At 41.9% G+C, this 20,993-nt stretch carries 21 protein-coding genes; 11 read left to right on the forward strand and 10 right to left on the reverse strand.

Features of this window, described 5'->3' with window-relative positions; genetic code table 11:
* Positions 1-122: 122 nt before the first annotated feature.
* The 3 genes from hcp to nrfA all read left to right on the forward strand — a co-directional run bounded on the left by hcp (position 123) and on the right by nrfA (position 4,249).
* Positions 123-1,757, forward strand: a complete 1,635-nt coding sequence (hcp, locus tag W7W_RS0110030; protein WP_010663638.1) for a hydroxylamine reductase — start codon at positions 123-125, stop codon at positions 1,755-1,757.
* 327 nt (positions 1,758-2,084) lie between these two features.
* The gene (nrfH, locus tag W7W_RS0110035) at positions 2,085-2,672 is read left to right on the forward strand and encodes a cytochrome c nitrite reductase small subunit (protein WP_010663639.1); all 588 of its coding nucleotides are present in this window, start codon (positions 2,085-2,087) and stop codon (positions 2,670-2,672) included.
* A 62-nt stretch (positions 2,673-2,734) separates the two neighbouring features.
* Positions 2,735-4,249, forward strand: coding sequence for an ammonia-forming cytochrome c nitrite reductase (gene nrfA, locus W7W_RS0110040; RefSeq protein ID WP_010663640.1), 1,515 nt, complete (start codon positions 2,735-2,737; stop codon positions 4,247-4,249).
* 91 nt (positions 4,250-4,340) lie between these two features.
* Here the strand turns inward: nrfA and rplI are convergent, their stop codons facing one another.
* The 6 genes from rplI to W7W_RS0110070 form a co-directional block, all read right to left on the reverse strand.
* The gene (gene rplI / locus W7W_RS0110045; protein ID WP_010663641.1) at positions 4,341-4,787 is read right to left on the reverse strand and encodes a 50S ribosomal protein L9; all 447 of its coding nucleotides are present in this window, start codon (positions 4,785-4,787) and stop codon (positions 4,341-4,343) included.
* A 17-nt stretch (positions 4,788-4,804) separates the two neighbouring features.
* On the reverse strand, positions 4,805-5,074 hold the full coding sequence (rpsR, locus tag W7W_RS0110050; protein ID WP_010663642.1) for a 30S ribosomal protein S18: 270 nt from the start codon (positions 5,072-5,074) through the stop codon (positions 4,805-4,807).
* 3 nt (positions 5,075-5,077) lie between these two features.
* Positions 5,078-5,428: a 30S ribosomal protein S6 gene (gene rpsF, locus W7W_RS0110055; RefSeq protein ID WP_010663643.1), complete on the reverse strand. Its 351-nt coding sequence runs from the start codon at positions 5,426-5,428 to the stop codon at positions 5,078-5,080.
* Between the two features lie 151 nt (positions 5,429-5,579).
* The gene (locus tag W7W_RS0110060; protein WP_010663644.1) at positions 5,580-6,572 is read right to left on the reverse strand and encodes a dihydroorotate dehydrogenase-like protein; all 993 of its coding nucleotides are present in this window, start codon (positions 6,570-6,572) and stop codon (positions 5,580-5,582) included.
* 36 nt (positions 6,573-6,608) lie between these two features.
* Entirely contained in the window at positions 6,609-8,111 is a 1,503-nt protein-coding gene (gene gltA / locus W7W_RS0110065) for an NADPH-dependent glutamate synthase (RefSeq protein ID WP_010663645.1), read from the reverse strand.
* A gap of 11 nt (positions 8,112-8,122) precedes the next feature.
* Positions 8,123-8,950 carry a sulfide/dihydroorotate dehydrogenase-like FAD/NAD-binding protein gene (locus W7W_RS0110070; RefSeq protein WP_010663646.1) on the reverse strand — a complete coding sequence of 276 codons (828 nt, stop codon included), beginning with the start codon at positions 8,948-8,950 and terminating at the stop codon, positions 8,123-8,125.
* A 225-nt stretch (positions 8,951-9,175) separates the two neighbouring features.
* Between W7W_RS0110070 and W7W_RS0110075 the strand changes: the two genes are divergently transcribed.
* From W7W_RS0110075 to W7W_RS0110085, 3 genes are all read left to right on the forward strand, one after another.
* Positions 9,176-9,532 (forward strand): translation initiation factor, encoded by a 357-nt coding sequence (locus W7W_RS0110075; protein WP_010663647.1) that lies wholly within the window; start codon positions 9,176-9,178, stop codon positions 9,530-9,532.
* 57 nt (positions 9,533-9,589) lie between these two features.
* The gene (locus W7W_RS0110080; RefSeq protein WP_157202464.1) at positions 9,590-9,997 is read left to right on the forward strand and encodes a hypothetical protein; all 408 of its coding nucleotides are present in this window, start codon (positions 9,590-9,592) and stop codon (positions 9,995-9,997) included.
* Positions 9,998-10,189: 192 nt separating this feature from the next.
* On the forward strand, positions 10,190-12,571 hold the full coding sequence (locus W7W_RS0110085) for a TonB-dependent receptor (RefSeq protein ID WP_010663649.1): 2,382 nt from the start codon (positions 10,190-10,192) through the stop codon (positions 12,569-12,571).
* 198 nt (positions 12,572-12,769) lie between these two features.
* On the opposite strand, the gene W7W_RS0110090 is transcribed toward W7W_RS0110085, so the two are convergent.
* Both W7W_RS0110090 and W7W_RS0110095 read right to left on the reverse strand, forming a co-directional pair.
* Complete coding sequence (locus W7W_RS0110090; protein WP_148660908.1) at positions 12,770-13,186, reverse strand: hypothetical protein; 417 nt, start codon at positions 13,184-13,186, stop codon at positions 12,770-12,772.
* A gap of 199 nt (positions 13,187-13,385) precedes the next feature.
* Positions 13,386-13,892, reverse strand: a complete 507-nt coding sequence (locus W7W_RS0110095) for a ferritin (RefSeq protein WP_010663651.1) — start codon at positions 13,890-13,892, stop codon at positions 13,386-13,388.
* A 381-nt stretch (positions 13,893-14,273) separates the two neighbouring features.
* Between W7W_RS0110095 and accC the strand changes: the two genes are divergently transcribed.
* The 3 genes from accC to W7W_RS22880 all read left to right on the forward strand — a co-directional run bounded on the left by accC (position 14,274) and on the right by W7W_RS22880 (position 17,356).
* The gene (accC, locus tag W7W_RS0110100; protein WP_010663652.1) at positions 14,274-15,782 is read left to right on the forward strand and encodes an acetyl-CoA carboxylase biotin carboxylase subunit; all 1,509 of its coding nucleotides are present in this window, start codon (positions 14,274-14,276) and stop codon (positions 15,780-15,782) included.
* A gap of 182 nt (positions 15,783-15,964) precedes the next feature.
* Entirely contained in the window at positions 15,965-16,474 is a 510-nt protein-coding gene (locus tag W7W_RS0110105) for a biotin/lipoyl-containing protein (RefSeq protein ID WP_010663653.1), read from the forward strand.
* A gap of 78 nt (positions 16,475-16,552) precedes the next feature.
* A complete protein-coding gene (locus W7W_RS22880; protein ID WP_010663654.1) occupies positions 16,553-17,356 on the forward strand; it encodes a class I SAM-dependent methyltransferase in 804 nt (267 codons plus the stop codon).
* 298 nt (positions 17,357-17,654) lie between these two features.
* Here W7W_RS22880 and W7W_RS0110115 read toward each other — a convergent pair whose 3' ends face one another.
* Both W7W_RS0110115 and recF read right to left on the reverse strand, forming a co-directional pair.
* Entirely contained in the window at positions 17,655-17,969 is a 315-nt protein-coding gene (locus W7W_RS0110115) for a DUF721 domain-containing protein (RefSeq protein WP_010663655.1), read from the reverse strand.
* Between the two features lie 7 nt (positions 17,970-17,976).
* Entirely contained in the window at positions 17,977-19,077 is a 1,101-nt protein-coding gene (recF, locus tag W7W_RS0110120) for a DNA replication/repair protein RecF (protein ID WP_010663656.1), read from the reverse strand.
* Positions 19,078-19,709: 632 nt separating this feature from the next.
* On the opposite strand from recF, the gene W7W_RS0110130 reads away from it, so the two are divergent.
* Entirely contained in the window at positions 19,710-20,387 is a 678-nt protein-coding gene (locus W7W_RS0110130) for a tetratricopeptide repeat protein (RefSeq protein WP_010663657.1), read from the forward strand.
* A gap of 108 nt (positions 20,388-20,495) precedes the next feature.
* Positions 20,496-20,993 (forward strand): 6,7-dimethyl-8-ribityllumazine synthase, encoded by a 498-nt coding sequence (gene ribH, locus W7W_RS0110135; protein WP_010663658.1) that lies wholly within the window; start codon positions 20,496-20,498, stop codon positions 20,991-20,993.

Raw genomic sequence — 20,993 nt, forward strand, 5'->3', positions numbered from 1 at the left:
TTACCAATGATCAATTATCAATGAACAGTTATCAATGAATAGTTTATCAGTAATCAGTTATTATTTTGTAATTAAACAACTGGCTACTGACTAAAACACTAATCACTATAAACTTACTTATTATGAGCATGTTTTGTTATCAATGTCAGGAGGCAGCCAAGGGAACCGGTTGCGAAATTAAAGGTGTTTGCGGAAAAACTTCCGATGTAGCCAATCTTCAGGATCTCCTTCTTTTTGTAACCAAAGGAGTTGCGTGGTGGAGCCAGAAAGCCGATGAGGCAGGAGTCATTAATCCGGTAGCTGAAAAGTACATCATCGACTCGATGTTCATTACCATCACCAATGCCAATTTCGATCGCAATAAGATTATTGCTCAAATCAAAAAGGGCTTCGAAGTCCAGGATTCATTGGCCGAAAAACTGGGGAAAACCCCTGAAAACACTCCCGAGTGTGCCATCTGGAGAACTGACTCGGAAGAGGCCATGGAAGAAAAAAGCACCAGTGTTGGTGTGCTCAGTCACAAAAACGAGGACATTCGTTCTCTGAAAGAATTGCTCACTTATGGCATGAAAGGTATGGCGGCGTATGCGGAGCATGCTCACAACCTGGGATACCACAATGCCGAGGTAAATGCTTTCATGAAAAAAGGACTCGTTGCCACCGTTGATGAAACACTGGGAGTAGATGAACTGCTACCCCTGGTTCTGGAATGTGGAAAATACGGTGTCGAAGTAATGTCGCTACTAGACAAAGCTAACACAGAGAGCTATGGTCATCCCGAAATCACATCCGTTAACCTGGGCGTTGGCAAAAACCCCGGAATCCTGGTAAGCGGACACGACCTCAAAGACTTCGAGGAATTGTTGAAACAGACTGAAGGAACAGGCATTGACATCTATACGCATAGTGAAATGCTTCCGGCCAATTACTATCCGGCATTTAAGAAATACAAACACTTCATTGGTAACTATGGAAATTCCTGGTGGGCACAAACCAAAGAATTTGAAAGTTTCAACGGTCCGGTATTGCTGACCACCAACTGTTTGGTACCCCCCAAAGAAAGCTACAAAGACCGTGTTTACACAACTGGTGCTGCTGGTTTTGACGGATGCACACATATTCCAGAGCGTAAAGACGATCAGCCCAAAGACTTTTCGGTACTCATTGAGCATGCCAGAAAGTGCGAAGCTCCTATTGAAATTGAAACAGGTGAAATCGTTGGTGGATTTGCCCACAATCAGGTAATGGCCCTGGCCGACAAAGTAGTGGATGCGGTAAAATCCGGAGCCATTAAGAAGTTTGTGGTAATGGCCGGATGCGACGGACGCGTAAGTTCACGCAGCTACTATACCGATTTTGCCCAGGAGCTGCCGGAAGATTCAGTTATTCTCACCGCCGGCTGTGCCAAATACCGTTACAATAAGCTTCAGCTGGGTGATATCGGCGGAATTCCAAGAATTCTGGATGCCGGTCAATGTAATGACTCCTACTCTCTGGCAGTTATTGCACTGAAATTGAAGGAAGTATTCGGTCTTGATGACATCAACGAGTTGCCCATCGTTTACAACATTGCCTGGTATGAGCAAAAAGCCGTAATTGTATTGCTGGCACTGCTCTCTTTGGGCGTGAAAAATATCCACCTGGGACCAACACTGCCTGCATTCCTTTCGCCCAATGTGGCAAAAGTTCTCGTCGAACAATTTGGAATCGGAAGCATCTCCACCGTAGAAAAAGATATGGCAGAAATGATGGCTTAAAATACCAGGAACAGGGTTGATTTCTGACACTAAAACGGGCGGTTTTTCAATCGCCCGTTTTTTTTTGTATAAGGACGTGCGATTTCCAAATCGCACGATAAAGCATTACCAGACAACATCAGGAAACCGTTAGTCACACTCTACATCAACTCGATAGAAATGATGTTTGCAGGAACACAATTATGCCTAGCAATTAAGACTAATTACAAATTACTCAAAAAGTGTAAAAAACATTTAAAACCGGCATGTGTTTTTTGTATTTTTAATACAGAAAAAAAGAGGTAATTCATTGCCTGAATCCTAAAAACAAATAATAACAACCGGACTATGAAGCAATTCAAATTCATTCGATGGTTTATTCCGCCTGACCGATGGAAATTCCCTGTCATTATTATGCTGGGAATATTCGCAGGATTGGGTGCTTTTGTGATACATGTATCCAAAGCTCCCTCCTATCTTTCTGATGAGCCCTCTACATGTGTGAATTGTCACATAATGGCTCCTCAATATGCCACATGGAGCCATAGTTCCCACAGGGAGTGGACCAATTGCAATGATTGTCATGTACCTCACAACAACATTGCCAATCACTATTTCTTTAAAGCCAAAGACGGCTTGCGGCACTCCACCATGTTTACATTCAGGCTCGAGCCCCAGGTTATTTTCATTCAACAGGCAGGTAAGGATGTCGTTGATCAAAACTGCCGGAGATGTCATATAGAACTCATTTCCGACACCAAACTTACCACCATGCAACCTGACATTCACCGCAACATTGAAGACCGGTATTGCACCGATTGCCACCGGGAAACACCCCACGGACGGGTCAATAGTCTTTCCAGCGTCCCGGATGCCAGGGGAGTACCTCTCCCGGACAGTCCCGTACCGGAGTGGCTTCGTCCTAAGAAGGATTAAAACAAAATTCTCATCAAAAGAAACAATCATCATCTGACCAAAAACCTTAAAATCTTATCAAAATGAAACCAATTAGCGACCAGATAAAACAAAAACCATGGCTGGGATGGCTCATCTTTTTTGCCACCATTGTTGTAGTTTTCATTCTTGGCCTCTTTGCCTCTTCTATTGTGGAGCGCCGTGCCGAGGCACAATTCACCTATACACCTCAGGTAGAGCATGGTCAGTATGAACCCAGAAATGAAGTTTGGGGAGAAAATTTCCCCCGTCAGTATCAGACTTATATGCAAACCAGTGATACTACTTTTGAGAGTAAGTACAATGGTGCCAAGAGAATTGATATGCTTGCCAAGTATCCCGAATTGGTTATCCTCTGGGCTGATTATGGATTTGCAAAAGAGTATAATCAAGGCCGTGGCCACTATCATGCCATCGACGACATCCGGGAAATCTTGCGCACGGGGGCACCCATTGAAGAAAAAGAAAGTCCTATGCCAAATACCTGCTGGACCTGTAAAAGTCCTGATGTACCCCGCTTGATGAGCGAAATTGGCCCTGCCGAATTTTATCGGGGTACCTGGGAAGAAAAAGGCCACCAAATTGTTAATCCCATTGGTTGTGCCGATTGTCACGATGCTGAAACAATGAATCTGCGCATATCGCGTCCGGCATTGATTGAAGCCTTCGAGCGGCAGGGAAAAGACATTACCATGGCTTCGCATCAGGAGATGCGATCTCTGGTTTGTGCACAATGTCATGTGGAATATTATTTCAATAAGGAGAACGTTGAAGGAGTACAATATCTCACATTCCCCTGGGACAACGGTTTTTCCATCGAAGACATGGAGAAATATTACGACGATATGGGTTTTTCTGACTGGACACATGGACTGAGTCGTGCTCCCATGATAAAAGCGCAACATCCGGATTACGAAGTCTATTCAACCGGAATTCATGCTTCCAGAGGTGTTTCCTGTGCCGACTGCCACATGCCCTATATGAATGAAGGTGGGCAGAAATTTACCGATCATCACATCCAAAGTCCGTTGAATAATGTGGCCAACTCGTGTCAGGTTTGTCACCGAGATGAGACAGAAGAACTGGTGGCCACGGTTTACAAACGGCAGGATCAGATTGCACATAACCGCGAGAAACTCGAAGAACTGCTGGTTCGGGCACACGTGGAAGCCAAGCATGCCTGGGATTTTGGCGCCACAGAAGAACAAATGGAAGAAATCCTGATGGACATTCGTCATGCACAGTGGCGCTGGGACTTCTCAGCTGCAGGCCATGGAAACTCCTTCCACAACCCTGTTGAACTGGGCCGTATCATTGGCGACGGAATTAGCATTGCGCAGGAATCGCGAATCAAACTGGCCCGCGTACTGGCCAATCTGGGACACAACGAAGCCATAGCATATCCTGATATCAGCACCAAAGCCAAGGCTCAGGCCTATCTTGGAATGGATATGGCCACCATGAATCAGGAAAAAGAAACATTCCTGAATATTGTGGTTCCCCAATGGCTTGAAAAAGCAAAAGAACGGGAAGCAAACTATCCTGTACAGATCAATTAAAACAAAAAAGTCTGACCCCGGTTAAAGGTCAGACTTTTTATGCTGTTTGTTTGAAAACGTATCGTAAATTAATACTAAGTAAGTGGATGAATTATTCTGAAACTACTTCAAAATCAATTTCCACTTTAACATCTCTGTGAAGTTTTACCACAGCTTTGTAGCTGCCCACTTCTTTCACTGCATCTTCGGCAATAGAGATGTTCTTGCGTTCGATGTTGAAACCATCTTTTTCCAGGGCTTCGGCAATCTGAATATTGTTTACAGAACCGAAAATCTTACCTGTAGAGCTGGTTTTAGCACCGATGGTAACTTTCTTACCTTCGAGTTGCTTGGCCAGATCCTGAGCTTCATTGCGGATTTTCTCTTCTTTATGCGCCTGCTGCTTTTTGTTTTCGGCAAAAACTTTCTTGGCCGATTCGGTAGCAAGGATAGCGATTCCGCGTGGAATAAGATAGTTGCGACCATATCCCGGACGCACAGTTACTATATCATTTTTGTGACCCAGATTGGTCACATCTTCTTTCAAAATTACTTCCATCTTGTTTTCCTCCTTGTTTATTTCATCAAATCGGTTACATAAGGCAACAGGGCCAAATGACGGGCTCTCTTAACTGCCTGAGATACTTTTCTCTGAAATTTCAATGAAGTACCGGTGAGACGACGAGGTAAAATTTTCCCCTGCTCATTCAGAAACTTCTTCAAAAACTCAGGATCTTTGTAATCAACATACTTGATCCCGTTCTTTTTGAAACGACAGTACTTTTTCTTTTTGATTTCAACTGACGGAGGAGTCAGATATCTGATTTCGCTTTGATTCTGTGCCATAGTTTAGTTCTCCTTTCCTTCTTTTTTGGTTGCACTTCTTCTTTTCTCGCTGTACTGAATGGCGTACTTGTCCATTTTAAAGGTCAGGAACCGAATGACACGCTCATCACGACGGTACTGCACTTCCAGCTTGTCGATAAAAGTTGGATCGGCTTTGAACTCAAACAACTGGTAAAAACCGGTTGACTTCTTCTGGATGGGGTAAGCCAGCTTTCTAAGGCCCCAGTTCTCCTGGTGTACGATTTCTCCCCCATGCTCAAGAATCATGTTCTTGAACTTTTCCACCGTCTCCTTCATCTGACCATCAGACAAAACGGGAGTTAAAATGAAAACGGTTTCATAATGGTTTTGCATAAACTCTTAAAATTAAATTAAACATCACTTTATGCGAATGCGGCGCAAAAGTAGTATTTTTTTCTCAATTATCCACAAACCAATTGTCAATTATCAATTACCAATTATCAATTACCAATTATCAAATTGTTCACTGATCATTGTTCATTGATCATTGTTCATGTTGTCCGAAGTATTTCATAAACTGAGCACGTTCAAACACCTCCCCATGATTGGGAACAAGCTTACGTCCGAAACGGTGAACTTCCTCAATATTGGTGAGCTGTTTTCTCTCCATCCACTTTTCAACACCAGACAGCAAATCGCGAATATATCCGGGTCCGTTTTTATAAATTGTAGAAACAACCTGAACAGAATCTGCCCCGGCCAGCAGCATTTTAAAGAGCGTATCAGGGGTATGAACGCCTCCGGATGCACTCAAATCACAAGTCACCTGCTCTTTCAACATTGCTATCCAGCGCAATGAATCGGTATAGTCATTAGGTGATGAATAAATCGGGCCTGAAGCAATTCGGTCATTTTCAAGGTCGATATCAGGACTGTAAAACCGATTGAACATAACAATACCATCCACACCCAACAGATCGAATTGGGAAACAATATTGCCCAAATCGGTAAAGTAGGGGCTCAATTTTACCGATACGGGAATCTGAACATGTTCCTTAACCCTTTTGACAATTTCGGAATACCCTCTTAAAATCTCTTCGGCAGTAACATTTATTTTGGATGGGATACGATAAAGGTTTAGTTCCAGAGCATCAGCACCGGCATCTTCCAGTAATTTGGCATACGAAAACCACTCTCCCACCGAATAACAATTGATACTGGTAATAACCGGAACATCGGTCTTTGCCTTGATTTCATCAATCAGTTCACGTTGCTTTTTGAATGTATTTTCCTTCAGTTGATAATCGAAATAATCCAGAAACTCCAGGTTGCTCTCCTGACTACCCAGCTTTTCTTTCATGTTTTTTTCGTGCTCAAGAATGATTTCCTCCTCAAACAAAGATTTGAGAACGACACCACCGGCACCATAATCCACCATCTTAACAATTGAATCAATGGAAGCTGTTAAACCACTACTTCCAACCAGCAATGGATTTTTAAGTTCTAATCCGAGATATTTAGTTTTTAAATCAGCCATATTTTACGATATTTAGGAAAGGTGTGAGTTCAACAATTATTTGTTATCTGCGGCGACCTCTGATTTGGCAACCCCTGATAATTTCTCATCCATAGCTTTGGCAGCTTTACGACCATCGCCCATTGCAAGAATTACAGTTGCTCCGCCTCTCACTATATCACCACCCGCAAACATCAAAGGCACAGACGTCTGCAATGAATCTTCTTCAACCACCAACGTACTCCAGTCTGTTGTTTTCAAGTCCGGGACTGATTGAGGAATAAGCGGATTGGGAGATACACCAACACTCACTACCACGGTATCCACATCAAGCAAATACTCTGATCCTTCCACAGGCACAGGCCGGCGACGACCACTTGCATCCGGTTCTCCAAGCTCCATTCGCTGCACTCTGGCCTGACGAACATATCCTTTGGCATCACCAATATATTCAATGGGATTTTGAAGATTCATAAACTCAACCCCCTCCTCTTTTGCATGTTTGATTTCTTCCACACGTGCAGGCATCTCCTCTTCGGAACGACGATAAATAATCATCGCTTTTTCGGCTCCAAGACGCAATGCTGTACGTACAGAGTCCATAGCAGTGTTTCCTCCACCAATCACAGCAACACGTCTTCCTTTAAGAATGGGAGTATCCGTCTCTTCCTTATTGGCTTCCATAAGGTTTACCCGTGTCAGATATTCATTGGAACTAAGGATTCCCACCAGGTTTTCACCGGGAATTCCCATGAAACGTGGTAATCCGGCACCACTTCCCACAAAAAAAGCTTCAAAACCTTCCTCTTTGAGGTCATCAAAAGTGGCTGTTTTACCAACAATAAAGTTGGTTTCAAATTTCACCCCCATCTTCTTGAGATTTTCAATCTCCACATCAACCACATCATTAGGAAGACGAAATTCGGGAATACCATATTTCAAAACACCTCCAATTTGATGAAGCGCCTCAAATACTGTAACGTCGTAACCCATTTTGGCCATATCACCTGCAAATGAAAGTCCGGCAGGTCCTGAGCCAATACAGGCAATCTTTTTATTCTTGGATTCGGCAACATCAGGCACAGAGACATTACCTGACTCACGCTCATAGTCGGCAGCAAAGCGTTCCAGGTAGCCAATAGCAACTGCAGGCTTCTTCAGCTTTTGTGTATAGAAGCAACTGGCTTCGCACTGTTTTTCCTGCGGACAAACGCGACCGCAAACAGCAGGAAGTGCGCTGGTCTCCTTCAAAACTTTAGCGGATTCAAGAAATTCGCCTCTTTCAATATTCTTAATAAATTTTGGAATATTAATCTCTACCGGACATCCTGTTATACAGGTGGGATTGGCACAGTCCAGACACCGCCTTGCCTCCAGCACTGCTTCTTCAGCCGACAATCCACTATTCACTTCCACATAACTGCGGCTGCGTTCAATGGGATCAGCCTCCGGCATTTCAACCCTTGTAAAACCGGTACGTTCCTTATTTTTTATTTTATCACGAAGTTCTTTTCTCCAGGCAGCATTGCGCTCCTGTTTTAATATATCTTGTTTATCCATGATTTACAGTTTTACTTTTGCTGGTTCAGGTAACGATCATTGGCATCCTTCTCGAAATCTTTGTAGCCGCCAAGGCGCATCAACATTTCATCAAAGTCCACCTTGTGAGCATCAAATTCCGGCCCGTCCACGCATACAAATTTCGTTTTTCCATCTACTGTAACACGGCAGGCACCACACATTCCGGTTCCATCAACCATTATTGTATTCAAACTGGCAATAGAGGGAATTTCATGTTTGCGCGTTACTTCCGAAGCAAATTTCATCATGATGGCAGGTCCGATAATTACGGCTTCATCAATCTTCTCGCGGTTAATTACCTTTTCCATTCCTTCGGTAATCAACCCTTTCGCTCCATAGGAACCGTCATCTGTCATCACAATCACCTCGTCCGAATATTCACGAATCTGTTCTTCCAGAATGATAAGATCTTTACTTCTTGCAGCAATTATGGATATTACCCTGTTACCGGCTTTTTTGTTTGCTTCAACAATAGGCAACAAGGGAGCCACTCCAACACCACCACCACATGCGAGAATTGTTCCCACTTTCTTCACTTCGGTAGCTTGTCCCAATGGCCCCACCAAATCAGAAATTGTATCGCCTGCTTCTAATTCTGCAAGCTTGCGGGAGGTTACCCCCACCCTCTGGATCACAAGTGTTATGGTTCCTTTGGCAACATCGGAACCGGAAATAGTGAGCGGAATACGTTCGCCTTTCTCATCCACACGTACAATCACGAAATGTCCTGCACGCCGTGCTTTTGCAATTCGGGGTGCTTCAATTTCCAAACGAACTACATTCTCAGAAAAAAATTCTTTACTTACAACTTTATTCATTTTGCAATTGGTAAGTTATAAATTAGGTTTTAACTTTATCTTTTACATTACAATCGTGCAAAAAATTGAGTGCAAAAGTAATAATATCCTTTTTCAAGGCCAAGATTGAAGACCTTTAGCCTCCTAATTTACAATGTATAAAAATAAGTATCACATTTTTCTGTTTTTTTTATTTCAATCCCCATCTTATCCCCTATTTTTGTGATGCGAAAAGAGAAAAGAATTATGTGCGCAAAAAAGAAGAAAAACAACAACGGAGGAATGGTTTTCAGTACCAATCCCGATTTTGATCCAAATGATTACATCGAGGATGAAGAGATTCAATCGTTAGAGCCGGGAAAGCAAAATTTACGTGTAATGCTTGATCGAAAGCAACGCAAAGGAAAGGTTGTTACATTGATTACCGGTTTTGAAGGACCTGATGATGAACTTCAGGATTTGGGCAAAAAGATAAAAAGTGCCTGTGGAACCGGAGGATCTGTAAAAACCGGAGAAATAATCATCCAGGGAGACTTTGCCGATCGTATTGTTGACTTCCTGAAGAACAACGGTTTTGCCAAAACGAAAAGATCCGGTGGATGAAAAATGCCAACATTTAGGGATAGGACAATTTAATCGGGGATGTTATTTTTGCACCCGATGAATATTAAATTCACATACTGGAGGTCAGGATACCGTAAGAGCCCCATTAGCGTGTCATTAATACTGGCTCAGCTTTTCATCATTATCTCTTATGGTTTGTTCCTGCACACGCATATTCTGGATGACGGAACACGTGTGGTTCATGCCCATTTCTTTAATAAAGGAGAAATGGCTGACAATACTTCCTCTCAACAAAATGATGCTTCCGAAAATTCCGGTACTCATCACCAACATACCTCTTTTAGTTATTGGTTTTTCTCCAATTTCGACCACTTTATAAAAGAGGGATCCAAAGGATTTGCTTTTTTCCGAACCGGTCAATTTTTGAACTGGTCTTCTCAATGTTTCACATTTGCTTCTGTCAAAAAAGAATTTACTGCACTGCGTGCCCCACCTGTGGTGTAACTTCTTACAATATCACTTCCTGCAATATTTCTCTCTGTCAGTTAATTCTAATTGACCGAAAATCGAAATACTGCACCCCATCACACTGAATAATCGGATTGTTTTCTCCGGACAAAATATTGTCAGGAAAAAATATAATCAAGAAGATTGTTCCATCAGACATTAGCAACTTCACAAAACAAATATACTTTAATGAGAACCCGATATATATTACCAATTATCTCTCTATTTCTTATTATTTCAGGAATCACAACAGCTACGGCATCTGGAGAGCAGCCTATAAAGCCACCTTCCGCCACGCTGGAGGGCCAAATCACAAACAATGGAGAGCCAATTCCCTACGCAACCGTGCAAATCAAATCCACCATGATCGGAACAGCCACAACCGATGAAGGAAATTTTGCAATGAGCGCACCTGAAGGCAGCCACACCATAGTGGTCAGAGCGTTGGGCTACAAACCAGTGGAAAAGGAAGTCCAAATATCAGAAGGACAAACGCATTCACTTCATATGGAAATTGAGGAAGATGTGCTTGGACTTGAACAGATAGTGGTAACCGCAGACCGAAACAGCGAAAAGAGAAAAGAATCTTCAGTGATCGTCAACACGCTAAACAATGCCATGCTGGAAGCTGTGCAGACTGCCAACCTGAGTGAAGGTCTGGCTTACAGTCCGGGATTACGTATCGAAAACAACTGCGGAAATTGTGGTGCCAACTCACTAAGAATGAATGGACTTGATGGCCCCTACTCGCAGATATTAATCAACGGACGGCCCATTTTTAGTGGACTGGCTGCTGTTTACGGACTGGAACTGATGCCTTCTAATATGATTGAGCGCATTGAGGTGGTTCGTGGAGGCGGATCTGCCCTCTATGGCAGCAATGCCATAGCAGGAACAGTAAATGTAATCACCCGCGAACCTGTTACCAATCAATATTCCATTAGTGCACAGACTTCCCAAATTGGTAGCATGGTAGAGGATGCAGATCAAGGGAGTGATCAGCAAATTAATTTCAACGCCACACTTTCAGGAAAAGAGAATAAAAACGGCCTGGCTTTATATGGTTCTTTAAGAAAAAGAACATCCTTTGATGCCAATGACGATGGTTTTTCAGAACTCTCAGAGTTGGACAACACCACCATTGGTGCACAGTGGTCATTGAGAACAGGATACAAGAGTAAACTGGTAACCGATTTTTTCCATATCGATGAAAACCGTCGGGGAGGTGACAGTTTTGATCTTCCCTATCATGAAGCTTTGATTGCAGAAGCTACAGAACACAAAATCAATACAGCGAGTGCATCATGGCATCTCTTTACCGGAGCCAATCAGGAATTAAATGTTTACATGGCCGGACAGGACATCAAACGAGATTCTTATTATGGTGCCGGAAAAGCTCTGGATGCTTATGGAAACACACATGATCTCAGCTACTCCGGAGGTGTACAATATAAAATCCTGAACCCGGGGCTTAATATAATCACGGGTGTTGAGGTAAATGGAGGAAATCTGTTGGACAAAAAACTGGGATACCGTGAATTTATTTGGGACGAAGAAACCATGAACGTTGTAGCCGAAAATGTTCCTTCCCGCACCATTGCAGATCAGGAATCGATGGTCGGAGGTGTTTTTGCCCAGCTTGAGAAAAAAATCAATGAGCTTTCCATATCAGGAGGATTGCGATTGGATCACTACACCATCGAAGACTTCGTTACAGGGAGCGAAAACTCCAACAATGTACTGAGTCCCCGCATTACCATGCTTTACGGCTTGACCAGCCCTTTCCAGGTTCGCGCCAGCTACGCCAAGGGCTATCGTGCTCCTCAGATTTTTGATGAAGACCTGCACATAGAGACTTCCGACAGTCGTCAGGTTATTCATGAAAACGATCCAGACCTGAAACAGGAAACCAGTCACAGTTTTACCGGATCTCTGAGTTATACCATCGAAAGAGCCAATTCCAATCTGGAACTACTTGCTGAATTTTTTCATACCAAATTGCAGGATCCTTTCGCCAATGAAATCGGAACTCCTGACGCTTTTGGGAAAGTAATATACACACGTATTAATGAAGAAGAAGGAGCAACTGTACAAGGGGTTAATCTGGAGGCAAAATGGGCACCATCTGCCTCTTTCGACCTGAATGCAGGTTTTACAATACAGACCAGTGAATATGGAGCTCCACAGGATTTCAATGAAACACGGTTCCTCAGAACTCCTGATAATTACGGTTTTTTCACCATCAACTGGAACCCGATAGATCACTGGGAGTTCGCCACCAACGGAATTTATACCGGAAAAATGCTGGTGCCTTACTTTGGCCCGTTGGCCGATGATCCGGACACAGGATTGCTTAAAGAATCTGACCCGTTTTTTGACTGGGCAGCCAAAGTGACTTATTGTCTGGAAACCAACGTTGGGGATTTTGATTTCTTTGTGGGTGCCAAAAATATTCTGAACAACTACCAAAGTGACTTTGATTCGGGAGCAGAGAGAGATCCGGGATACATCTACGGACCTGTAAACCCGAGAACTATATATGCTGGATTGAAAATTTCGAATATTTTTTAAGCTAATGAAACGAGCATGGATCTTTGATTCCTCTCCCGGCTATGCCACTTTGTTTACAAAGAAACTTGCCACTACCTGCTCCGACACATAGGGGAAAGTGCATGTATAAAAGAATCACGAGTTCCATACAACCTTAATAAACACATTTTATACGGATGAATAGATGGAAAAACCGGGGGCTGAAAGGCCCTCGTTTTTTTATACATTAATTCCAATAAGGCCCAATCGCTCTTTAAGATTGTTCATTTCCACCATACGATTAAAACGATAAGCACCGGACTCCTGTTCCGCTTGCAGATAGGATTTCCACGAGAGCAGGTACAATACCTCTGTAACATCCCTTCTCCCTGCCTCACTTGCAAGTTCTCCGCCGTCCATCAGGAGTTGAGCCAACTCATCGGGATAGTCAGTCAATCCGGATTCCAGTTTTTTCTCCAATAAAGTTATATTTTCCGGATTCAGGTCATCTTCTTCAATATTCAGATGTGCGGAAATAAACTCAAGAAACTCTTCATAAGCCTTTTTATACTCCTTGCTTTTCTTTAATCCGGATAAAACCGTAAGGAAACGACCGATCTCTTCAATCATCCGGAGGATGTAATCTTTTTGGAACATTGTGAGTGGTTGGTTAATAGTAATTAGTCAGTAGTTAATAGATTGTAGTCATAGTTGGCAGATAATTATCAGATTAGCATATTCTCCAGCAAACCAAGCAAACCAGCCTGCCAAATATAAAAACCCGGTTAAGTATAAATAGGCTAAAAAAGCACCTGTTTGTATATAAAAACAGATGCTCTTTAAACAATTTTCAATGTTACTCCATGCTTGCGGGCATCTGACCACGCATTCCCATGATGTCACGATCAAACAGATATAAGTTCTGATCACCCAGCAGTTTCAGTTTGTCAAGAATGGCAGAAACAGAAGCCTCTTCTTCAATCTGCTCATTTACGAACCACTGCAACCAGTTGTGTGTGGTAAAATCCTTCTCATTAAGACAAACCTCCACAATATCGTTGATGGAAGCCGTAACTTTCTGTTCGTGCTCAAAAACCTGCTCGAACATTGCCTTGACATTTTTAAACTCTGTTGGAGGCTTATCAAATCCACTGATAACTGCTTGTCCACCACGCTCATTTACATACTTAACAATCTTAAGCATGTGCATACGCTCCTCATCCGACTGAGCATACATCCAGTTAGCAATACCTTCAAGTCCGTTACACTCGGCCCAACTGGCCATAGCAAGATACAGACTTGATGAATAACCTTCTTTTTCAATTTGCTCTACAAGCTTTTTTTCAACTTTCTTATTCAACATAGCGCTTTATTTTGATTATTGTTCTGGCAATATAAGGCAAACTGCCCTAATTTGGTTTAATGAAAACTACCACAAAGCCTTATTTAAAAAGGGTCTTAATAAATAATCAGTTGTTTTCAATTTAGTTTTATTGAGGAAGGCGGGAATTAGCATATAGTTGAACAGTTCAATAGATAATTTATAAAACAAAGCTCGAAGAAGCCAATGAATACAGGTCAAAAAAGAAAAATACTAATTTCAACAATTTTCAACCTCCCTAAAGCTTGTATGTCTGAATATTACAAAGAAATTCGAAAATAATTATCTGCCCCGGAATGAACCGAATCAAAATCGGGTTGTTAAGAAAGACTAAAAACAGTTCAATCATTACAGAAATCTATCATGATTCGAAAAATTCTTGTGGCCAATCGCGGTGAGATAGCAGTACGTATTATTCGTTCCTGCCGCGAGTCAGGCATCAAAAGTGTTGCAATTTATTCCCAACCTGATCGCACATCAATGCATGTTCGGTATGCTGATGAGGCATGGCCTGTAGGCCCGGCTCCATCAGGTCAGAGTTATCTTAACATACCCAAAATACTGGAAGTTGCTAAAGAAAGTGGCGCCGATGCCATCCATCCAGGATATGGTTTTCTGTCGGAAAATGCCGATTTTGCAAAACAGGTAAGAGACGCCGGACTTATTTTTATCGGTCCCGAAGCCGAAGCCATCAATGCAATGGGCGATAAAATGAGAGCCCGGGAGCTAATGATAAAAGCAGGAGTACCGGTAGTTCCGGGTTCAGGAAAGCTCTCCGACGATGAAACTGAAAATCTGAAAACAGCCAATGAAATAGGTTTTCCGGTAATGATAAAAGCCTCTGCCGGAGGTGGTGGTAAGGGGATGCGCCTGGTAGAAAAGCCTGAGGAACTTAATTCATCCATCAGGAGAGCAAAATCGGAGGCAAAAAATGCTTTTGGCGATGATTCTGTATATATGGAAAAGTACCTGAAATCACCCCACCACATTGAAGTCCAGATACTGGGTGATGAACATGGCAACATTGTGCATCTTTATGAAAGAGAATGCTCAGTTCAACGACGCCACCAAAAGATTGTGGAAGAGACCCCCTCACCTTTCATCTCCGAAGAAATCCGTAAGAAAATGACTGACAGAGCTGTTGCAGCCGCTGCCTCGGTGAACTATACCGGCGCTGGAACAGTCGAGTTTTTGGTGGATGCAGACTTGAACTTTTACTTTCTGGAAATGAACACCCGGCTGCAGGTGGAACATCCCATCACCGAACGAACAACCGGAATAGACCTGGTAAAGGCACAAATCAAAATTGCCAATGGGGAACCACTTCCCTGGAAACAGGAAGACATCCGAAAGTCAGGTCATTCCATCGAGTGTCGGATTTACGCCGAAGACCCGGAGCGTAACTTTATGCCTGGTGCCGGCACTGTGCTTCACATCACCGAACCACTGGGACTAGGCGTACGCACCGACGGTTACATTTACGAAGGTTATGAAATCACAGTTTTTTATGACCCACTGATATCCAAGCTGATTGTTTGGGCACAAAACCGCGAAGAAGCTGTTCAGCGGATGAAAAGAGCCCTGTACGAATACAAAATAACCGGGGTAAAAAACAATATCCAGTTTTTGGAAAGAATTATGAATACACCTGACTTTGTGCAGGGAAAATATGACACTCACTTTATTGCTAAAAATGAAAAGTCGCTTTTGGCTGGTGAAAATTGCAATAACACCTGCGAAGATCTGGCGATGGTAATGGCCTATGTGGAGCATCAGTCGCATGTGGATAAACGTCTGGTATTTAACAATGCTCAAAACAGCAAATCAAATTGGAAAGAATACGGGCGACTGCACCGGTTCAATCCATTTTAGGTCATAAGCAAAAACCCTTTTTTCAGGGAAATCAAACCACTCCACCCCTCTAAACCCTGAAATGCGCTGTCATTGAGAACGTAGTGAAGCTATCTCAATACTTTAACCGGGAATCAATAATTAAAAAACAAAACGCTCACGCCTGTTTGTTCATTTTCAGACAATTACAAAATCTTAAACAAATGAAGTTAGTTGCTAAAAACGGTAATCATCAGGAAGAAATTAAGGTGATCAAAAGAGATGGCTCTCTTTTACAGGTTGCCATCGGAGGCCGGGAATATACACTGGACGTGGAAAAGGTTGAAGACGGAGTATATTCCGTAATTCACAATGGCTCCAGTCACAATATGGAAATTATAAAAAGTGAGAAAAAACATTTTTATGCCGTAAACACCCAATATCAGTCATTTGATATCGAAATCGCACCTGCGGGATCGTTGAAGGGGGCCGGGAAACGTCAGGGGAATAAAAGTGAAAAAATTACAGCTCCCATACCTGGCCGGATCATTGCCATTAAAGCTACACAGGGCGATGTCGTGAAAGAAGGACAAACAGTTGTGGTGCTTTCGGCAATGAAAATGGAAAATGAACTAAAGGCCACAGCCAATGGCGTCATTTCAAAGATACACACCAAAGAGAATGATGTGGTAAAAGAAAATTCTGTACTGGTTGAAATTAAAGAAGAAAGCTGATTTATAGAAAATAAACCAGGGCCGACTTGCGCAAAAAATCATACATTTGCTGCCCTAACAAATATTATTGCAAAATTTATGAACGAATACCTGACGGGCAGAAAACTATACGGAAATAACCTGGAGATTGATTTGATCAAGAAGTGGTACGAAGAAGAATCTGAGGCCTATGCAAACATCGACCATAAAGGAAAAACACCCTCCGAATACTCCTATCACAACCTGAATATCGTTCATGGATTTTCAAAATTACCGGCAAAAAGATTCAACAAAGTATTGGGTTTTGGTGCTGCCCGGGGATATGAAATTGAACCCATTATTGAATCAATTGAACACCTGATCATTGTAGAACCATCTGAACAACTGATTAGTAAAGCGATCAAACACATCATCCCTGAATATGTAAAGCCCACACCGGAAGGCAAACTAAATTTTGAAGACAGAACTTTTGATTTAATTACCTGTTTTGGAACCTTGCATCACATTCCGAATGTCGGTTTTGTTTTGAGTGAAATGATCCGGGTCTTAAAACCAGATGGATTCCTTTTGCTACGGGAGCCAGTTCAGTCGATGGGTGACTGGAGAGCCCCGAGACCGGGACTGACAAAAAACGAAAGGGGAATTCCTCTAAATTTCTTCGAAACTTTGTTTAGTTCTCAACCGGTGGAAGTTATTTCACGATCATTTTGTTTTAGTCTTACCACACATATCAAGAAGGTATTTGGCCGTTTATTTCAAAAGCCACTTCAATTTTACAAGCCCTATGTTCTATTTGATAAATTCATCTCCGGAATTCTGAAATTTAACCTAAAATACCATCCCACAAAACGAATTGACAGAATAGCCCCAAATTCAGTGTTTTATGTACTGAAGAAAAAATAAAATTCAACAGTCATCCCCCTGTTAATTAACGAGTAATCATATACACACAGGAACCTTCGTGCATGTTAAAATATTAATTATCAATCACATATGGCTAATAAAGGTTGTAGTTTATAGTCGCGTATATATATATTCTGAGATTGCTTCGGGCTGAGCCCTCGCAATGAACGTACTTTCACTTTAAGATGGAAGAGGTTGGCAGAGGGCAGGGCGGCGACGCCGCCCTGCCCTCTGCCAACCTCTTATCAAAAAATAGTTACTCCGGACGCCAGTGATAGAATACATTTTATACTTCAACCTATCTCAGCACCAACTCTTTCACCACCGAACTCCCTATATTTTCATTCATATTGCGAATAATAGCATCGCGTTGCAGCATTAATTCATTCCGGATAACACTGCTGTGAAGAGTCACATAAACCACTCCGTTACGAAACCACACATTTTTGGTAACCCTTGAAGCTGATGGTCCTACAGCCTCATTCCATGCTCCGGGGATGCGTGAATTGTATATCCCTTTTGAAATGGAAGGTTCTTTTCCAATTATTTCACGTAAAATATCCTGCAGTGGTTGAACAGAATTCTTTCGTATATCCCGGTTTTTATAGCTCATGGTATTGTTAAATTTGAACGTTTCCGTTAGTAACCTCAAAAAAACGATTCTCCTTACCTGTTTTCTCCACAATTTCGGTCAGCCTTTGCTTTTGAGTATCTGTAATAAATATTTGTCTGAACCGGTCTTGCGAAACCAGTTGAATTAAATTGTTACCCCGCTCCTGATCCAGTTTGTCAAATACATCGTCGAGCAATAATATGGGGCCAAACCCATTGTGGCGTGAGAGAAATTCATATTGGGCAAGTTTCAGGGCAATCAGAAACGATTTTTTCTGGCCCTGTGACCCTTCCTTTTTAACAGGTTGTCCACTTAGCAAAAGGTTAAGGTCATCCTTATGAATCCCTTTGGTTGTATATCCAAGTATCAGATCTCGTTTTCGGTTTTCCCGAAGCTTTTCGAGCACACTCCCCGACTGGTGGTGTGATTTATATTCGATATCCACCTCCTCATTTCCCCCGCTTATTTGCTGATAAAACTCCCTGAACACCGGCACAAGCTGCTCAATAAATCCGGTTCTTTGTTCAAAAATTTGTTGTCCCAAAAGAGCTATTTGCTCATCCCAGACATCAAACTGAGCATTTAAAGCACCTGTCAGCTGGTCACTCTTCTTAAGCAAGGTATTGCGCTGCATCAAAGCCCTGTTATACCTGATTACTTTTTCAAGATAGGGCTTGTCATACTGAGAGACTACACTGTCGATGTATTTTCTTCTCTGCTCACTACCCTCAAGAATCAGTCGCTCATCCGAGGGAGAAATCATTACCAGAGGAAGAAGGCCTATATGCTCTGAGAGTCTTGAATACTCTTTTTTATTACGCTTAAACTGCTTTTTCTGATTTCTTTTCAGAGCCACATATATCTGTTCCTCCAAATCGTTTCGCTCAAAAGCTCCCTGAATAACAAAAAAATCTTCCTCGTGGCAAATATTCTGACTGTCGATGGAATTAAAATAACTCTTACAAAAAGAAAGGTAATAAACAGCATCCAGCAAATTGGTTTTGCCGGCACCATTAGGACCAACCAAACAGTTAATTCCGTCGCAAAACTCCAACTCAGTCTGCAAAACATTCTTGTAATTAAGTATATTCAGATGCTTAAGATACACAATCAGTATGATTTAAAAATAATTACCGGAAACACCCGGACTTAACATGCATTATTAAAAATTAATCTAACCCGATGTCCAGATATCTGAAAACTACCATCATCCTCAATAAAATAGATTTGAAAACAATCTATTATTTCCTGCATCCTTTTTATTTGCGGTTGATTGACTATTTTGATAATTGAACAACTCAAAAGGATAATTCATCAATAAAGCAGTCCTCCAAAAGCGATGCTTTTTCCTTTTAAAGGAATACATAATTTTGTTGTGTTTTTTTAGCCGAAGGTCTTTAAGCAATAGCCCGGGGCAACGCCCCTGGAGAATTGTAATTAAATACTCCCCCCTCTCATTATTGGTCGCGTTGCGACCAATAATGAGAGGGACGTAAGGGATACCTTTAAACCCAGGGCATTACTCTGGGCTATTGCTCTCAGGCTTTCAGCATGTTTACACCAGACCTGTCTTATGTCCAAGGGCGGTTAGGAAAAGGAAAAAATACTTATTCTAAACAACAAAAATAAGCAAAGAAAAATGAGGAAAAGCCTGGTTGGACTATTTTTTTTGCTGTTCTCTGTTTTGAATAATAGTGAAAAGAATTACATTTGCCTACGGAAAAAAAATTAAAATCAGATATGGCAAAAAACCAACAACACGAAGACAGCTTTGAAAATGTAGAATCGGCATTGACAAAAACCGAACAATTCATTGAAGACAATCAAAAGCTGATAAGTTTTGCAGCCATTGCATTAATTGTTATTGTAGGTGGCTACTGGGCTTTTAAGAAATTATATATGGAGCCTTTACAAAAAGAAGCTCAGGAAATTGTGTTTCAGGCTCAGCAATACTTTCAGACCGATAGTTTTAACCTTGCTCTGAATGGGGATGGCATGAATCCGGGATTTCTGGAGATTATCGATCAGTACGGAGCCACCGATGTGGGTGAACTTGCTGAATATTATGCAGGGACATGCTACCTGAACCTTGGTGAATATGAAAATGCTATAGAGTACCTGAAAGGCTTTTCTACCGATGAACCCATCGTAATGGCAACATCACAGGGCGCTATTGGTGATGCTTACCTCGAAATGGGCAATAATGATGAAGCAATTAAATGGTACAACAAAGCCTCAAAGATGAATAATGAAATCATTGCCCCGACTTATCTCTTCAAACTGGGACTTCTGTATGAAGAATCAGGAGATAAAGAGAAGGCCATTGAGGTCTATACCAAAATCAAGGATGATTACAAAAACAGCTCTGAAGCGCGTCAAATTGACAAGTACATTACCAGAGCCAAAATAAACGGATAATTTGTTACTTTTTACGTAAACAAATTTCCCTGAAAATGATTATATTAAAGGTTGTCTGTTTTATCAGGGCAACCTTTTTTAGTTGAAAAAAGCACTAAACGCAAAGTCATGGCAACAAATCTTAAAAACCTTTCAGATTACGATCCCACGCAAGTACCTTCAGCCGAAAAAATGAAATTCGGAATCATTGTTTCCGAATGGAACCCGGTGATTACCGATGCATTGATGCAGGGAGCCCGTGACACATTAATTAAAGAAGGTGCAAGCCCTGAAAATATTATTGTGGCTCATGTTCCCGGAAGTTTTGAATTAACCCACGGAGCCCGTCAGTTCATAAAAAAAACAGATGTGGATGCCGTCATCTGCCTGGGTTGTGTAGTCAAAGGAGACACTCCTCATTTTGATTTTGTGTGCCAGGGGGTAACCCAGGGCATTACACATTTGAATGTAAAATACGGAAAACCTGTTATATTTGGGGTTCTGACCACCGATAATCAGCAACAGGCCATTGACCGGGCAGGAGGAAAACATGGAAACAAAGGAGATGAAGCTGCAATTACTGCCATAAAAATGGTATCTTTAAACAACGAGTTGAAAGAAAAATAA

Origin of the sequence: Marinilabilia salmonicolor JCM 21150, from assembly GCF_000259075.1 — a bacterium.
Taxonomy (GTDB): Bacteria; Bacteroidota; Bacteroidia; order Bacteroidales; family Marinilabiliaceae; genus Marinilabilia; species Marinilabilia salmonicolor.

Excerpts from the sequence above, each read along its gene's own strand:
- hcp (WP_010663638.1), top strand. The coding sequence starts at position 123 with ATGAGCATGTTTTGTTATCAATGTCAGGAGGCAGCCAAGGGAACCGGT.
- nrfH (WP_010663639.1), top strand. The coding sequence starts at position 2,085 with ATGAAGCAATTCAAATTCATTCGATGGTTTATTCCGCCTGACCGATGG.
- nrfA (WP_010663640.1), top strand. The coding sequence starts at position 2,735 with ATGAAACCAATTAGCGACCAGATAAAACAAAAACCATGGCTGGGATGG.
- rplI (WP_010663641.1), bottom strand. The coding sequence starts at position 4,787 with ATGGAAGTAATTTTGAAAGAAGATGTGACCAATCTGGGTCACAAAAAT.
- rpsR (WP_010663642.1), bottom strand. The coding sequence starts at position 5,074 with ATGGCACAGAATCAAAGCGAAATCAGATATCTGACTCCTCCGTCAGTT.
- rpsF (WP_010663643.1), bottom strand. The coding sequence starts at position 5,428 with ATGCAAAACCATTATGAAACCGTTTTCATTTTAACTCCCGTTTTGTCT.
- W7W_RS0110060 (WP_010663644.1), bottom strand. The coding sequence starts at position 6,572 with ATGGCTGATTTAAAAACTAAATATCTCGGATTAGAACTTAAAAATCCA.
- gltA (WP_010663645.1), bottom strand. The coding sequence starts at position 8,111 with ATGGATAAACAAGATATATTAAAACAGGAGCGCAATGCTGCCTGGAGA.
- W7W_RS0110070 (WP_010663646.1), bottom strand. The coding sequence starts at position 8,950 with ATGAATAAAGTTGTAAGTAAAGAATTTTTTTCTGAGAATGTAGTTCGT.
- W7W_RS0110075 (WP_010663647.1), top strand. The coding sequence starts at position 9,176 with ATGTGCGCAAAAAAGAAGAAAAACAACAACGGAGGAATGGTTTTCAGT.
- W7W_RS0110080 (WP_157202464.1), top strand. The coding sequence starts at position 9,590 with ATGAATATTAAATTCACATACTGGAGGTCAGGATACCGTAAGAGCCCC.
- W7W_RS0110085 (WP_010663649.1), top strand. The coding sequence starts at position 10,190 with ATGAGAACCCGATATATATTACCAATTATCTCTCTATTTCTTATTATT.
- W7W_RS0110090 (WP_148660908.1), bottom strand. The coding sequence starts at position 13,186 with ATGTTCCAAAAAGATTACATCCTCCGGATGATTGAAGAGATCGGTCGT.
- W7W_RS0110095 (WP_010663651.1), bottom strand. The coding sequence starts at position 13,892 with ATGTTGAATAAGAAAGTTGAAAAAAAGCTTGTAGAGCAAATTGAAAAA.
- accC (WP_010663652.1), top strand. The coding sequence starts at position 14,274 with ATGATTCGAAAAATTCTTGTGGCCAATCGCGGTGAGATAGCAGTACGT.
- W7W_RS0110105 (WP_010663653.1), top strand. The coding sequence starts at position 15,965 with ATGAAGTTAGTTGCTAAAAACGGTAATCATCAGGAAGAAATTAAGGTG.
- W7W_RS22880 (WP_010663654.1), top strand. The coding sequence starts at position 16,553 with ATGAACGAATACCTGACGGGCAGAAAACTATACGGAAATAACCTGGAG.
- W7W_RS0110115 (WP_010663655.1), bottom strand. The coding sequence starts at position 17,969 with ATGAGCTATAAAAACCGGGATATACGAAAGAATTCTGTTCAACCACTG.
- W7W_RS0110130 (WP_010663657.1), top strand. The coding sequence starts at position 19,710 with ATGGCAAAAAACCAACAACACGAAGACAGCTTTGAAAATGTAGAATCG.
- ribH (WP_010663658.1), top strand. The coding sequence starts at position 20,496 with ATGGCAACAAATCTTAAAAACCTTTCAGATTACGATCCCACGCAAGTA.